Source organism: Pseudomonas migulae (assembly GCF_024169315.1).
Taxonomy (GTDB): Bacteria; Pseudomonadota; Gammaproteobacteria; order Pseudomonadales; family Pseudomonadaceae; genus Aquipseudomonas; species Aquipseudomonas migulae_B.
This window is the reverse complement of sequence record NZ_JALJWR010000001.1, coordinates 5410566-5423075: the sequence shown is the minus strand read 5'-3', so window position 1 is coordinate 5423075 and position 12510 is coordinate 5410566. Positions and strand designations below refer to the sequence as shown.

The window sequence follows — 12510 nt, the reverse complement described above, 5'->3', positions numbered from 1 at the left end:
GATGTGAATAGCCGATTTTTGATAAGCCAAATTGTTGCGGATGGCTGGTATCTGGTGCGTATCAAGGGCAGTCATCATCACTTCAAGCACCCGACCAAACCGGGGCTGGTGACAGTTCCTCATCCAAAAAAGGACCTGCTCAAAAAAACGGCCTTGAGTATTTTGCAACAGGCGCTGCTCTGACGATTTCAAAGCTCAGCGCCTCAGAGGATAGTGAAAATGCTTTACCCGATTGCGATTTCAATGGGCGATAACGAACACGCTTGGGGCGTGGAGGTACCGGATATTCCAGGGTGTTTCTCCGCAGGTGAGGATCTGGATGATGCGATGGCCATGGCTCGTGAAGCCATTGAGGGCCATTTCGAAATTCTTGCCGAAGACGGTTCACCGATTCCACCTGCAAACAAAGTGACCTTGCATGCGGCGAATCCGCAGTACGCCGGTTGTACATGGGCGGTGGTGGACATCGATGTTACCAAGTATCTGGGGAAAGCCCAGAAGCTGAACATCACCCTGCCGGGGTACCTGCTCAACCGCATCGACGAATACGTGTTGCATCACCCGGAAGAGAAAAGCCGTTCAGGCTTTTTGGCCTCGGCAGCGCTTAAGGTGTTGCAGCAGAGCTGATGTCCTTGTTTCCAAACTGCAAAAACCGGCCCCAGCGGCCGGTTTTTTATGGATCGGATTTAGTGACGCGGCATTCACTTCTCAGCTCCGACTGTTTTCAATTCCCGCCGCTCGTCAGCTGTCCAGCACGCACCCTCTACCCTGCCTTCCAATGAGTACATCCCTTGCACGGAAGGCTTAAGCATGAACACCAAAATCGCTGCTCTGACGCTCGCGGGCCTACTGTCTTCCTGCCCGCTCTACGCGCTAGCGGCCGAGAAGACGACTGGAACCGCCGTTCCTCCTGCCGCGCTTCCCGGTCTTAATCAAGGGCAAGGAGCTGAATCAAACGAGGAGAAGACCAGCAAAAAGGGTGAGGAGTCTTCGGGTGCAAATTCCGGAGCCGATTCTAAAACGCTGGAGAAAGATTCAGATTCCTCGCACAAGGCGGAGGAGTACCAGAAAAAACAACGTGAAAGCCACCCTGGAGGCGTGAAGCAACCGGCCTCGTGAGCATCCTTCGCAGTTCAACGCTGAAATTAGCGTTTTTCCATGAAATCGGCGTTTTATTAGCGTTTTCGATGCCCAGTTAACGGATTGCCGACATTCACGCGGCAGAGGCAATGCCCATTCTCCGGGGGTTAAGCGAGGCCGTATGCGGAAAAGGCAAGGTCCTACACGACTCTGGGAATTGTCCGTAGACTTGTCCATTGCTGTGCCTTTGTCATGAGACCTATAGTCCGAGCGCGTCCAAATGGCGTATCGGGTTTGGCGACTCGATGACTGGTACAGAAGCCTCCGAGAATTTCTCGGAGTGCTTTTGAACGCAATTGGCTGCCTTTTTTTTGGTGGCTGTGCGTGGGAGACCCCAGGGTCTGCCGGTTTTACCATGTCCCGGTTCGCCAACCCACGTACAGCTACCACCCTATTGTTTGGCGACGATTGAGTGGTAGGTCTTCCCTCCGATATGGTGATCACTCATGAATGACTACATGGCTTTAACCAGCAACGCCGACGACCTCCCCACGTTCTACGTCAATACCACCCAACCGCTGCATTCCCTTCTCAGCTCCGCCCGTTACAGAATCGGCGCGGTGACGCAGGTCCTGGAAAACCTCGCAATGCGTGGCGAAATCTCCACCGACTCGGTAATTCTCAGCGACTTCGCAATGCTCTGCGCCATACCGCTGCGCGATGGCTGTGATGTGCTGGATGTCATTGCGCGACGGATGGATGCAGAACCATCCTGACGTTAAACAGGGGCGCCTTTCGGGGCGCCCTCTGCATTTCGGCGTTCAACGTATAGTTTCCGTATAGATCCCCGCACCCCAGTAAAGAAGCCGTAGCGCAGCATCATCCCCAACCAAAAACCCCCTACTCTGCTCTCTCACCTTTCACGCAGAGATCAGCATGGACAATTCAGAGTTGGGGATCATGATCATTTCAATGATTGGGTTGTTCGGCTTTGCGTCGTTTCTTTTCGACTACCTGAGTGCCAAGCGAAGGGACAGATAACGTTATCCGTCCCTCTTTGGCATCAGCGGGTCGCGACGATGAACAATCGCGGGAATGGCAGCAGCACCGAACCATCACTCAGCGCCGGATACGCCTGCTCGATCGCGGCGTGATATTGCTTGAGGTATTGCGCCTTCTCCGCGTCATCCAGCGGTTCGAGAAACGGCCGCAAACCACTGCCCTTGAACCACTCGACCACGCCCGACGCCCCGCCCGCCAGCGGGTGATGGTAAGTGGTGCGCCACACATCGACGCGCGCGCAGTGCGGTCGCAGCATCGAGTAGTAATCGCTGGCACTGGCCATTTCCGTGCGTTGCCCGGCGGCGTCCGCCAACTTGCCGGCCCAAGGGCCATCGGCAGCCACTTCGCGCATCAGGCGATGGGAGGCTTCGTTGAGGTTGTCGGGCATCTGAATGGCCAGGCTGCCGCCCGGGGTCAGTCTGGCGGCGAGCGAAGGCAGTAACGTCGCGTGATCGGGCAACCATTGCAGCACCGCGTTGGCGAAGATCACGTCGAACGGGCCGCTGTCGTTCCAGGTGCCGATATCAACCGTGTCGAACTGCACCTGCGGCAAGCGCTTGCGGGCGGCGTCGATCATGTCGGTTGAATTGTCGACGCCGCGCACTGTGGCGCTGGTGAAGCGCTCCACCAGCAACTCGGTCGAGTTGCCGGGGCCGCAACCGATGTCGATGGCCGAGCGTGCGTCCACAGGCGGGATCGCCGCGAGCAGATCCCGTGCCGGGCGGGTGCGTTCATCTTCAAAAGCGACGTATTGCTTGGCGGACCAACTCATTGCGTTCTCCTGTCGATTCGTTGTCCGGGTTGAGGCCGACAACCAGCTCGCTACAATACATCGACTTACAGGCTCTGCTCTATTCCACCTTTGGCGAGAAACGTCAGTTAGCGCCTCAGCAAAAAAACCGGCTCTATCAGCCAGACTTTTCGTCGCGAGATAAAGGGCTTAATCGTAATAGCCGACCGTCTTCTTCAAATGATCCGAGTAGTCGTAGATGTCATCGACAGAATGGATTGCATGCCGGGTTTCGTTCTTCTCTTCGTCAAATATGCCGATGTATTTCTGTGAACGATTGAAGTGCAGGCGGCAAATCGGCTTACGGTTGTTGTCGTCCAGCAAGATGCCGAAGTAACTCTGGGTATCGCGCTGAACAATTCGCTTGGCATCCACGACTGAGCGGACCACGGCACGGACGATGTGATAACCCTCCAGTTCTTCCAATGTCGTCAGAACCTTGTCCTCTGACTCATCTCGTATATCTGGCTGTTCAGCTCCCCCTGAGGAAACCGGCAACGAGGCGAGCGCTGGCGGGATGGCTCCGCTCATAGCCGACTTGAGCCGGTCATTTATCTGATCATTGAGAAATTGCACCACGGCCTTTCTCGTCAGCTCATGGAATTGCTCACGGACTTTCTGAGTAATCACGCCATCGTAGACACGCGAAGCGAACACTTTCACAAAATCATCGTCGGGCTTGCTGACCTGCGAAGCGATGACCTTTTTAATTTGGCTGACGTACTTCAACTCACCTGCGGCGCTGATGATCGAATCCACATCGAACGCTGACTTGGTGAGTTTTACCAATTCGGGGACGGAATACTCGTCAATGTCCAAAAGGTCGAGTTCAAGAAATGGTTTTTCGTCCATCTTATTAGGCGCGTCCAGGTCAGTGAAAAACTTGTAGACCTGGCCGTTGGTGAGGATGGAAATACGAGCGCTGGTGACATGGAAATAACGAAACAGTTGTGAGGCGTGATTGATGTGCAGCGGCTCACCGATTTTTTTCCACTCGATCAGGATCTGGACCTCACCTCCCTTCATGATCGCGTAGTCAATTTTTTCCCCCTTCTTCGTTCCGATATCGCAAACGAATTCGGGAGTAACCTCTGTCGGATCGAAGACATCGTAGCCGAGCACCGTGCTGATAAAGGGCATGACAAGCGTTCTTGGTCGCCTCTTCCGTTTGAATTGCAGCGCTCTGCAAACGGACTTTGGCGGCGAGACTTGCTAACTTTTCGAAAAATTCCATGCGTGACCCCTTCCTGGTTTCGATCCGTGTGTTTGCATGCTGGCAAATTGACTGCCTTTGATACTAGACACAAACCGGCACAAAGAAAGATTCCGCCCAAGAATTGAGAACAACCGGCTCCGGGCTTCGATCTGGGACTTCTCCGCTTTTCAGGGAATCAAAGAATGTAAGTAGAATTTTCAACATGCCGTCGCTGTCTGAAATTCAGGCGCATCCCTATAAGGAACACGGCAATGAAATTCGCAAAAATCTCGCAGAAACTCGCCTTGTGGGCCGGCAGTCCCAAGACGTTCATGGGGGCGTTGATTCTCATTGGCCTGTGGGGGTTGAGCGGGCCGATTTTTGATTACAACGACACGTGGCAACTGATCATCAACACCTCGACCACGATCATCACGTTCCTGATGGTGTTCCTGATCCAGAACACGCAGAACCGCGACACCGACATTTTGCATTTGAAAATCGACGAGCTGCTGCGGGTGAACAAGGAAGCGCAGAACGCGATGCTCGGGCTGGAGTTACTCGACCTGAAGCAACTGGAAGCGCTGCGTAAACACTATCGCGCCATGGGCGAAAACGAGGTGCATGGTCTGGCCGGACTGGCGACCGAGGGCAAGCACAAACAGAATCTGAACGACTGCTGAGCTCCAACAAAAACGGCGCGTGATGTGAATCACGCGCCGTTTGTTATGAAAGCCGTCAAACGGGGGGTTATCGACCCGCTTGCAACGCCTTGGCCATTTGCAGATGGTTCTGCAGTTTGGGCAGGGTTTCTTCGGCGAAGGCTTTGATTTCCGGCACATCGGTGGTCTGCGCGGTCTGCTGCAGTTGCTCGATGGCTTCCTGCGTGGTCTTTACCTGACTGGCGGCATAGGCCTGATCAAAGGACGCGCCTTCCTGCACTGGCGGCATCAAGGCTTTCGACTTGTCGACCACCTCTTCCCGTGGGGCCACCGGCAGATCCAGTTGCTTGGCGATTTTCGCCAGGTGCTGGTTGGCGGTGGTGCGGTCGTTGATGACGACGATGGTGTAGTCCTTGACCTCTTTGGATTCGGATTTCTGGTGCGCCAGGCGACTGGCTTCGATGTCGGCCATGCCTTTGGCCGAAGCATCATTGATGAATTCGGCGGGGGACTGGGCAAAGGCAGTGCTGGCGCACAGGCCCAGTAACGCGGCGATACTGGCATTGCGTAATCGGGTGGCCATCCGGCTCATGGTCGCGCCCTCCTCTCTATAAATTCAAACGGGAGCTTTCGCTCCCGCCTCTCAATCAAAACCACCTTCACCACTACTTGGATTTCTGGCCACCTTTGCGGCCCATATCGGGTTTCGCAGGCTCTTTGTCGACAGTCGTGGTGGTAGTTTTCCCACCTTTGCGACCGGCTTCAGACGCCTTCGTTCGATCGTTGGCGAAATTTCCCGAGTTCGAGTTTCTTGAGTTAGGCATGATTCTCTACCTCTTGGTGATGATCGCGGCGAGCAGGAGCCCGCATAGAATCTGAATTTCGATCACTGCAAAGGTTTAGAAAAACTGGAATCGATGCGACGAACGGTGGCTGGTTTTCAAGCCCTGTAATGAAGATGGTTCTGGCGTTTGGCGCTGTACATGGCCTCGTCGGCGTGGCGGAACAATTGCTTCTCTTCCGTGCCGTGCTCGGGGAAATGCGCGACGCCGATGCTCGGCTGGATGTTCAGGCTGTGGCCATCCAGCCGCAGCGGTTGAGCCAGGATCTGTCGGATTTTTCCGGCGACGCTTTCAGCATCTTCCGCAGCCTGGATGCTGTGCAACAGCACCACAAACTCATCACCGCCAATGCGCGCCACGGTGTCGGTTTCGCGCACGCAGCCTTTCAGACGATTGGCGACCGCTTGCAGCAGCATGTCGCCGACGGCATGGCCGTGGGTGTCGTTGACTTCCTTGAAGCGGTCGAGATCGACATACAGCAGCGCCATGCGCCCGCACTCCGACTTGGCCAGTGTCAGCGAGGCTTTCAGCCGGTCACGGAGCAATTCACGATTGGGCAGTTGGGTCAGTTGATCGTACTGGGCCATGCGCTGCAGCCGGGCATGCAACTGCTTGCGCTCGATGGCGGTGGCGACCTGGGCGCACACGAACTGCAACAACTCCTTGTCTTGTTCGGTATAGCGTTCACCACCCGCCACGCTTTTTACGATCAGCGCGCCGATGGTGCCGTTCTGCGAGTTCAGCGGCACGCCCAGCCAGCAAGGCGAATGCTGGCCGGCAACCAGCAACTCGAAGCCTTCCGGGGCGTCGTCCTGATCCGGGGTCAGCAGAATCGGCTGGCCGCTGCGGATCACCTCGGCACATAGCCGTCCGGTAACGGTGCCCGGCTGCTCGGGTTGCTGCTCGTTGTCGTCGACGTGATAAGGGAAATTGAGCTGCGCGCAGTGCTCGTCATACAACGCGACAGAGAAATTCAGCGCCGGCAGCCATTCGCCGATGATCAAGTGAATGCGCTTGAACAACGCCAGCAAGTCCTCCGCCGCGTGGGCCGCTTCGGAGATCGCATACAGCGCCGCTTGCCGGGACTCGGCCTGCTTGCGCTCGGTGATGTCGCGGGCCACGGCGATGCGCAGCTGATCGACTTCCGACCAGCGTGCGGACCACAGGATGTGCACCACACGGCCATCCTTGCGCAGGTAGCGGTTTTCGAAGTTGAGCTTGGGGTCGCCGCCCATGATCTCCCGTGCGGCGTCGAGGGTGCGCTGGCGATCGGCGGGATGCACCATATCGATCATGGGCAGGCCGACCAGCTCATCAGGCGTGTAACCAAAAATGCGCTCGCAGGCCGCGCTGACAAAAACAAAGCGACCTTGTTTATCAACCGCGCAAACGGCATCCAGCAGTAGATCGATGTAACTCGCCAACGGCGCGGAATTTCTGGATGCCATGGTGCAGAGAGCATGTCCGAACAATGCAGCAAAAAAGAACCGTCCCTGACCTGTGATGATGCCGCTGACGCGTCCCTGCGATCAGTTTCAAGTCTTGTTCGGCATCAACCCCGGCAAGGCATGCGCCAGGGCGTTGATGGCGAAACCGATAAACATAACCCCGCACAACCGGGTGATCGCCAGCTCATGGCGTTGATACAGGCTGCGTACCTGCCGCGCGCCAACAATGCCAATGAGGATAGCGTAGGCGATCAGGCCACCGACGAAGCTCAGAACGATCAGCCACGGCAACATCGACCAATGCAGCAACTCTGCACGACTGGACAACAACGCCGTAAAAGTCGCCACCGCCACCGGATACGCCTTGGGATTGGTCAGGCCGAACAGAATGCCGTGCCAGAACGGTTGCCGCGCCGGGCCCTGCGGCGCTTCGGCACTGCTACGTTTGGCCCGCACCGCGCGCAAACCGAGCCAGAACAGATACAACCCGCTGAGCACGCCCAGCACGTCAAACGCCGTACTGCCGATTTCCCGTGCACCGACAATCGCGATCAACGCGGTGCTGCACCAGACCACGTCCCCCAGCAAATGCCCGCACAAAAAACCCGCCCCGGCCCGCCGCCCACGCGCCGCGCCGATGCCGAACACTGCCAGGACACCTGGCCCCGGCGTGATGCCGTAAATGAAGCCCGAGGCGAGAACGGCCATTAGCAGCGATGGGGTCATCGGGAAATCCTTTTGAACTACTTGGTGAATGGGCGCAAGTCTATATCAGGTCCCCGGGAATCGAATGACTGATCGTCGAAGAACTTCATTCCCGCATAGGGACGCTGCCGACAGGCCGCCAGTCGCGACGCCAGATCGCCGACATGGGCTTCGAGCTTATGGCCATCGGGGTCGAGGAAGTAGAACGACGCGCCTTCGCTGCGGTTGTCGCGCCATTCCCGGACGTTGGCAGTTCGCAGGCGTTCGACGAATGGCGGGAAGTCGGGTGCGCTGATGCTGAAGGCGTAATGGGTGTAATCGGCGGCGGGCCCGGATTTGCGCAGCGGATCGAGGGAAAGACACAGCCACAGGCCTGGCAGCGAGAGGTACGCGCCGCTGTCCCACGTGGCTTCGAGCTGAAGTTGCAGGAGGTCGTGATAGAACGCCACGCTGCGGTTCAGGTCGGTGACGGCGAGGGTCAGGTGGTTGAGGCCGGTGAGCAATCTGATTACCTCAGGCGTTGAAAGATGAGCTGTGCAATATCCTCTCCCCGATCCGCCCGTTCAATATCTGAACTCCGCCCTGCCGCTTTTGCCACGCCAACACGAACGTAAGCGACGGAATATGCGTCGCTGGCGCTGGATCACGCCGGGTGGTTTGGGTGGGTGGACAGAGAGATGACTTTGGTGCAGGTGATTGGCGCGGGGGATGTCTTTGGCGACGGCGGGTCGAGGGGTAACTGACAGTGGGATGTTGACTGTCAGGCCGCCTTCACGAGCAAGCTCGCTCCCACAGGAGATCAGCGGCGTGGCACTGATCGAGTGTAAAAGCGAGCTTGCTCGTGAAGGCGGCCTGTAGAGCACCGCCGGTGTCAGAACTTATCGAGCGTGCGCAGTTTCTGCGGCAACCCCCACAACAACAGCGCAACCGCGATCAGCGCGCAGACGCCGATGACGTACAGCGCTGGTGTGGTGCTGCCGGTCAGGTCCTTGATCCGGCCGACCATCACCGGGCTGACGATGCCGCCGAATTGGCCGAGGGTGTTGATCACCGCGATCCCACCCGCAGCGCCTGCGCCGGCACCGGCCAGCAGTTTCGGCGGCAGGGTCCAGAAGCTTGGAATGGAGGCGATGATCCCGGCACCGAGCAGGCCCAGCGCGACGATCAGGAAGGTCGTGTGGTTGGCGAAGATCCCTGCGCAGAAGAACCCCAGCGCGCCCACCGCCACCAACCCTGCGACAAACTTGCGACGCTCGCCGGTCGAGTCGGACAACCGCCCGATCACCACCATGCTGATGGCGCCGCAAATGTACGGGATCGCCGTCAGCAATCCGATCATCACCGGGCTTTCAGTGCCAGCGCTGCGGATCAGTTGTGGGGCCCAGAAATTCAAGCCGTAGGACGCCACCTGAATCAGGAAGTAGATCAGCCCCAACGTCAGGAAACCTGGAATCCGCAGCGCAGCGAGCAACGAGCCGCCGCTCTTGTGCGGTTCGTGGTGCGCAATGCGGCTGGCCAGCAGGGTTTTCTCCGACGGCGTCAGCCAGTGGGCGTCTTCGATGCGATCCTTGAGCAGCGTCAGCACCAGCAACCCGAGGCCGATGCACGGCACGCCACCGAGCAGAAACAGCCAGTGCCAGCCACGCATGTCCATGAAGCCGTCGAGGTGTTGCAGCACCAGCCCGGAGAACGGTGCGCCGACCAGACCGGCAAATGCCGATGACAGGAACAGCATCGAGGTGATGCGTCCGCGATAGTGCTGCGGGAACCACAGCGTCAGGTAATACAGCACGCCTGGCGCGAAACCGGCTTCCATCGCGCCGATCACGAAGCGCAATGCGTAGAACTGCCATTCGCTGTTGACGAAGACCATCGCCGCCGTCGCGAGGCCCCAGGACATCATGATCCGTGCGATCCAGCGCCGGGCGCCGACCTTGTACAGCATCATGTTGCTCGGCACTTCGAAGATCACGTAACCGACCACGAACAGCCCGGCGCCGAGGCCGTAAGCGGTGTCGCTCAGGCTCAGGTCGGTCTGCAACTGGAACTTGGCGAAGCTGATGTTGATGCGGTCGAAAAAGGCGAACAGGTAGCAGACCATGATCAGCGGCATCAGGCGCCAGGCGACTTTGCTGACCAGGGCTTTTTCTTCGTCGTGGCTAACGGACGGGCTCGCGCCCGCCTCCAGTACATTGAGGCTCATGGTGCTTTTCTCCAGGCGGACTGCCCTTGGGTGTCCGATTGTTTTTGTTGTCTGGTTGAGATGTAGCTTTCTGTAGGAGCGAGGCTTGCCCGCGAAGGCGGCGTATCGGTTACCTTCGATGTTGAATGGCAGATTGCCTTCGCGGGCAAGCCTTGCTCCTACAGGGGTTTTGGGTTGGGTCAGGAAGGGGTTGGGTGCAGGTCGCAATTGCGTCCGGCCTTGGCCAACTGGCCTGGCACTTCGTGGCCCAGCAGCGCCGGTAATCCACGGGATAGCTTCAGCAACAGCGGCAGGTCGATGCCGGTGTGAATGCCGATTTCATCGCACAGGTTCACCAGGTCTTCGGTGCAGATATTGCCCGAGGCGCCCGGTGCAAACGGGCAGCCGCCGAGGCCGCCGAGGGCTGCGTCGAAGCGTCGGGCGCCGGCCTCGTAGGCGGCCAGCACGTTGCACAAACCGAGGCCGCGGGTGTTGTGGAAATGCAGGGTCAGGTCCGCTGGCGAAACCCGCTGCAAGACCCTGCGCACCAGCCGATCGACCTGACGCGGATTGGCCATGCCCGTGGTGTCGGCCAGGGTGATGCCCTGAATCCCGAGTTCCTGATACGCCTCGACGATTTGCAGCACGCGGTCCTCATCGATCTTGCCTTCGAACGGGCAACCGAAGGTGGTGGCGATGCTGCCGTTGAGTCGCACCGGCGTGTCACCGACGTATTGCACGATCTCACCGAACGCGGCCAATGAGGCTTCGCAACGCATGCGCATATTGGCCAGGTTGTGCGTCTGGCTGGCGGACATCACCAGGTTCAGTTCGTCGGCCCTCGTCGCCAGCGCCCGTTGCGCGCCTTTCAGGTTGGGGATCAACGCGACGTAAATCACCCCCGGTTGACGGGTGATGCCCTTGAACACCAACTCGCCGTCGCGCAGCGCCGGAATGGCCTTGGGCGACACGAACGAGCCGGCTTCGATGCGGCTGAATCCGGCCAGCGACAGCTGATCGATCAGGGCAATCTTGTCGGCCGTTTCAACCCAGGTAGGCTCGATCTGCAGGCCGTCACGAGGGGAGACTTCCTGAACGATCAGGGTCTCGGAAAAATCAGTGATCATTGCACCACCCCTTCAGTTTTCAGGCGTTCGATGTCCGCATCTGTCAGGCCCAGGCCCGCGAGAATCCCGTCGGTGTGCTGGCCCAGACTCGGCCCCGACCAGTTCACGCCACCGGGGGTTTCGGAGAGTTTGGGCACTATGCCCGGCATCTTCACTTTCGTGCCGCCGGGCAGGTCGGCGCTGAGCAGCATGTCCCGTGCCTGATAGTGCGGATCGGCGACGATGTCGGCTACCGAATAGATGCGCCCGGCCGGTACTTCAGCGGCTTCCAGTGCCGCCAGGACTTCGTCGATCGGCAGGCTGCTGGTCCAGTGGGTGATGGCAGCGTCGAGCACGTTGCTCTTGGCTGCGCGACCATCGTTATGGGCAAACTCCGGCGCGTCGGCCAGGTCGCGGCGACCGACCACTTCCATCAAGCGTTTGTAGATCGGGTCGCTGTTGCCGGCGATCACCACGTAGGCGCCATCGGCCGTCAGGTAGGTGTTGGACGGCGCGATGCCGGGCAATGCCCCGCCGCTGCGCTCACGCACATGGCCGAGCATGTCGTATTCCGGCACCAGGCTTTCCATGACGTTGAACACGCTTTCGGCCAGCGACACATCGACCACTTGCCCGCCGCCCTGCCCGGTCTTGACCCGCAGCAGCGACATCAAGGCGCCGATCACCGCGTGCAAGGACGCCAGTGAATCACCGAGGCTGACGCCGACACGGGCCGGTGGCGAACCGGGGGTGCCGGTGGTGTAGCGAATCCCGCCCATGGCCTCGCCGATGGCGCCGAATCCTGGACGGTCACGGTACGGGCCAGTCTGGCCGTAGCCGGAAATGCGCACCAGGGTCAGGTTGGGGTTCAAGGCGTGCAACACGTCCCAGCCCAGGCCGAGTTTCTCGAGGGCGCCGGGGCGCAGGTTTTCGATCAGCACGTCGGCACTGGTCGCCAGTTGCTTGACCAGTTCAATGCCTTCGGGGGATTTCAGATTCAGCGCCAGGGACTTTTTGTTGCGCGATTGCAGGTACCACCACAGCGAGGTGCCCTCGTGCAGCTTGCGCCATTTGCGCAGGGGATCGCCCTGGCCCATGGCTTCGATCTTGATCACCTCGGCACCGAACTCGGCAAGCATGCGCGCGGCGAATGGCGCGGCGATCAGCGTGCCGATTTCGATCACCTTGATTGCACTCAGGGGGGCAGTCATCGCGGGGTACCTCTGTTGTTCTTGGAATATGCGCCAAGGCTAGAGGAGCGAGGGGACTGGAATCCAACCTTCAGTTGATAACGGGCGTTCGTGAAACGCGAACGCTCCGTGGAAGAATTGTCGCGACCTCAGGTCAGTCTTCGCGGGCAAGCCTCGCTCCTACAGGTTATGCGTGATCGTAGGAGCGAGGCTTGCCCGCGAAGAGGCCATCCCTGACAACAGAAATC

The 12510-nt window shown here is 58.8% G+C and carries 14 protein-coding genes and 1 pseudogene; 5 read left to right on the top strand and 10 right to left on the bottom strand.

Annotated features, from left to right (window positions below; translation table 11 throughout):
• The first annotated feature begins 3 nt into the window (after positions 1–3).
• The 4 genes from J2Y86_RS24845 (at position 4) to J2Y86_RS24830 (ending at position 1856) form a co-directional block, all read left to right on the top strand.
• Positions 4–183, top strand: coding sequence for a type II toxin-antitoxin system HicA family toxin (locus tag J2Y86_RS24845; RefSeq protein ID WP_017336896.1), 180 nt, complete (start codon positions 4–6; stop codon positions 181–183).
• 36 nt (positions 184–219) lie between these two features.
• On the top strand, positions 220–627 hold the full coding sequence (locus J2Y86_RS24840; protein ID WP_031318476.1) for a type II toxin-antitoxin system HicB family antitoxin: 408 nt from the start codon (positions 220–222) through the stop codon (positions 625–627).
• Between the two features lie 183 nt (positions 628–810).
• Positions 811–1119: a hypothetical protein gene (locus J2Y86_RS24835; protein WP_253437669.1), complete on the top strand. Its 309-nt coding sequence runs from the start codon at positions 811–813 to the stop codon at positions 1117–1119.
• Positions 1120–1586: 467 nt separating this feature from the next.
• Positions 1587–1856, top strand: a complete 270-nt coding sequence (locus tag J2Y86_RS24830) for a short-chain dehydrogenase (protein WP_253437666.1) — start codon at positions 1587–1589, stop codon at positions 1854–1856.
• Positions 1857–2143: 287 nt separating this feature from the next.
• Here the strand turns inward: J2Y86_RS24830 and tam are convergent, their stop codons facing one another.
• Both tam and J2Y86_RS24820 read right to left on the bottom strand, forming a co-directional pair.
• Positions 2144–2914, bottom strand: coding sequence for a trans-aconitate 2-methyltransferase (gene tam / locus J2Y86_RS24825; protein ID WP_253437663.1), 771 nt, complete (start codon positions 2912–2914; stop codon positions 2144–2146).
• Positions 2915–3082: 168 nt separating this feature from the next.
• Positions 3083–4166, bottom strand: a pseudogene (locus J2Y86_RS24820) (type I restriction endonuclease).
• A gap of 233 nt (positions 4167–4399) precedes the next feature.
• Between J2Y86_RS24820 and J2Y86_RS24815 the strand changes: the two are divergent.
• Complete coding sequence (locus tag J2Y86_RS24815; protein WP_253437660.1) at positions 4400–4810, top strand: low affinity iron permease family protein; 411 nt, start codon at positions 4400–4402, stop codon at positions 4808–4810.
• Between the two features lie 67 nt (positions 4811–4877).
• Here the strand turns inward: J2Y86_RS24815 and J2Y86_RS24810 are convergent, their stop codons facing one another.
• The 8 genes from J2Y86_RS24810 to J2Y86_RS24775 form a co-directional block, all read right to left on the bottom strand.
• Entirely contained in the window at positions 4878–5381 is a 504-nt protein-coding gene (locus J2Y86_RS24810) for a DUF4142 domain-containing protein (RefSeq protein WP_253437657.1), read from the bottom strand.
• A 73-nt stretch (positions 5382–5454) separates the two neighbouring features.
• Positions 5455–5613 (bottom strand): KGG domain-containing protein, encoded by a 159-nt coding sequence (locus J2Y86_RS24805; RefSeq protein WP_080995118.1) that lies wholly within the window; start codon positions 5611–5613, stop codon positions 5455–5457.
• A 116-nt stretch (positions 5614–5729) separates the two neighbouring features.
• Positions 5730–7079, bottom strand: coding sequence for a sensor domain-containing protein (locus J2Y86_RS24800; RefSeq protein WP_253437654.1), 1350 nt, complete (start codon positions 7077–7079; stop codon positions 5730–5732).
• Positions 7080–7166: 87 nt separating this feature from the next.
• The gene (locus tag J2Y86_RS24795; RefSeq protein ID WP_253437651.1) at positions 7167–7805 is read right to left on the bottom strand and encodes a LysE family translocator; all 639 of its coding nucleotides are present in this window, start codon (positions 7803–7805) and stop codon (positions 7167–7169) included.
• Positions 7806–7822: 17 nt separating this feature from the next.
• Positions 7823–8287: a fosfomycin resistance glutathione transferase gene (gene fos / locus J2Y86_RS24790; protein ID WP_253437648.1), complete on the bottom strand. Its 465-nt coding sequence runs from the start codon at positions 8285–8287 to the stop codon at positions 7823–7825.
• Positions 8288–8655: 368 nt separating this feature from the next.
• Positions 8656–9987 (bottom strand): MFS transporter, encoded by a 1332-nt coding sequence (locus tag J2Y86_RS24785; RefSeq protein WP_253437645.1) that lies wholly within the window; start codon positions 9985–9987, stop codon positions 8656–8658.
• 179 nt (positions 9988–10166) lie between these two features.
• Positions 10167–11093: a hydroxymethylglutaryl-CoA lyase gene (locus J2Y86_RS24780; RefSeq protein ID WP_253437642.1), complete on the bottom strand. Its 927-nt coding sequence runs from the start codon at positions 11091–11093 to the stop codon at positions 10167–10169.
• On the bottom strand, positions 11090–12283 hold the full coding sequence (locus J2Y86_RS24775) for a CaiB/BaiF CoA transferase family protein (protein ID WP_253437639.1): 1194 nt from the start codon (positions 12281–12283) through the stop codon (positions 11090–11092). Before J2Y86_RS24775 ends, J2Y86_RS24780 begins: the two co-directional genes overlap by 4 nt.
• Positions 12284–12510: the final 227 nt, after the last annotated feature.

Bases quoted from the DNA above. Each gene is read 5' to 3' on its own strand.
- J2Y86_RS24815 (WP_253437660.1), top strand. From the start codon at position 4,400: ATGAAATTCGCAAAAATCTCGCAGAAACTCGCCTTGTGGGCCGGCAGT.
- J2Y86_RS24795 (WP_253437651.1), bottom strand. From the start codon at position 7,805: ATGACCCCATCGCTGCTAATGGCCGTTCTCGCCTCGGGCTTCATTTAC.
- J2Y86_RS24785 (WP_253437645.1), bottom strand. From the start codon at position 9,987: ATGAGCCTCAATGTACTGGAGGCGGGCGCGAGCCCGTCCGTTAGCCAC.
- J2Y86_RS24810 (WP_253437657.1), bottom strand. From the start codon at position 5,381: ATGAGCCGGATGGCCACCCGATTACGCAATGCCAGTATCGCCGCGTTA.
- J2Y86_RS24800 (WP_253437654.1), bottom strand. From the start codon at position 7,079: ATGGCATCCAGAAATTCCGCGCCGTTGGCGAGTTACATCGATCTACTG.
- J2Y86_RS24805 (WP_080995118.1), bottom strand. From the start codon at position 5,613: ATGCCTAACTCAAGAAACTCGAACTCGGGAAATTTCGCCAACGATCGA.
- J2Y86_RS24835 (WP_253437669.1), top strand. From the start codon at position 811: ATGAACACCAAAATCGCTGCTCTGACGCTCGCGGGCCTACTGTCTTCC.
- J2Y86_RS24840 (WP_031318476.1), top strand. From the start codon at position 220: ATGCTTTACCCGATTGCGATTTCAATGGGCGATAACGAACACGCTTGG.
- J2Y86_RS24780 (WP_253437642.1), bottom strand. From the start codon at position 11,093: ATGATCACTGATTTTTCCGAGACCCTGATCGTTCAGGAAGTCTCCCCT.
- J2Y86_RS24775 (WP_253437639.1), bottom strand. From the start codon at position 12,283: ATGACTGCCCCCCTGAGTGCAATCAAGGTGATCGAAATCGGCACGCTG.
- J2Y86_RS24830 (WP_253437666.1), top strand. From the start codon at position 1,587: ATGAATGACTACATGGCTTTAACCAGCAACGCCGACGACCTCCCCACG.
- tam (WP_253437663.1), bottom strand. From the start codon at position 2,914: ATGAGTTGGTCCGCCAAGCAATACGTCGCTTTTGAAGATGAACGCACC.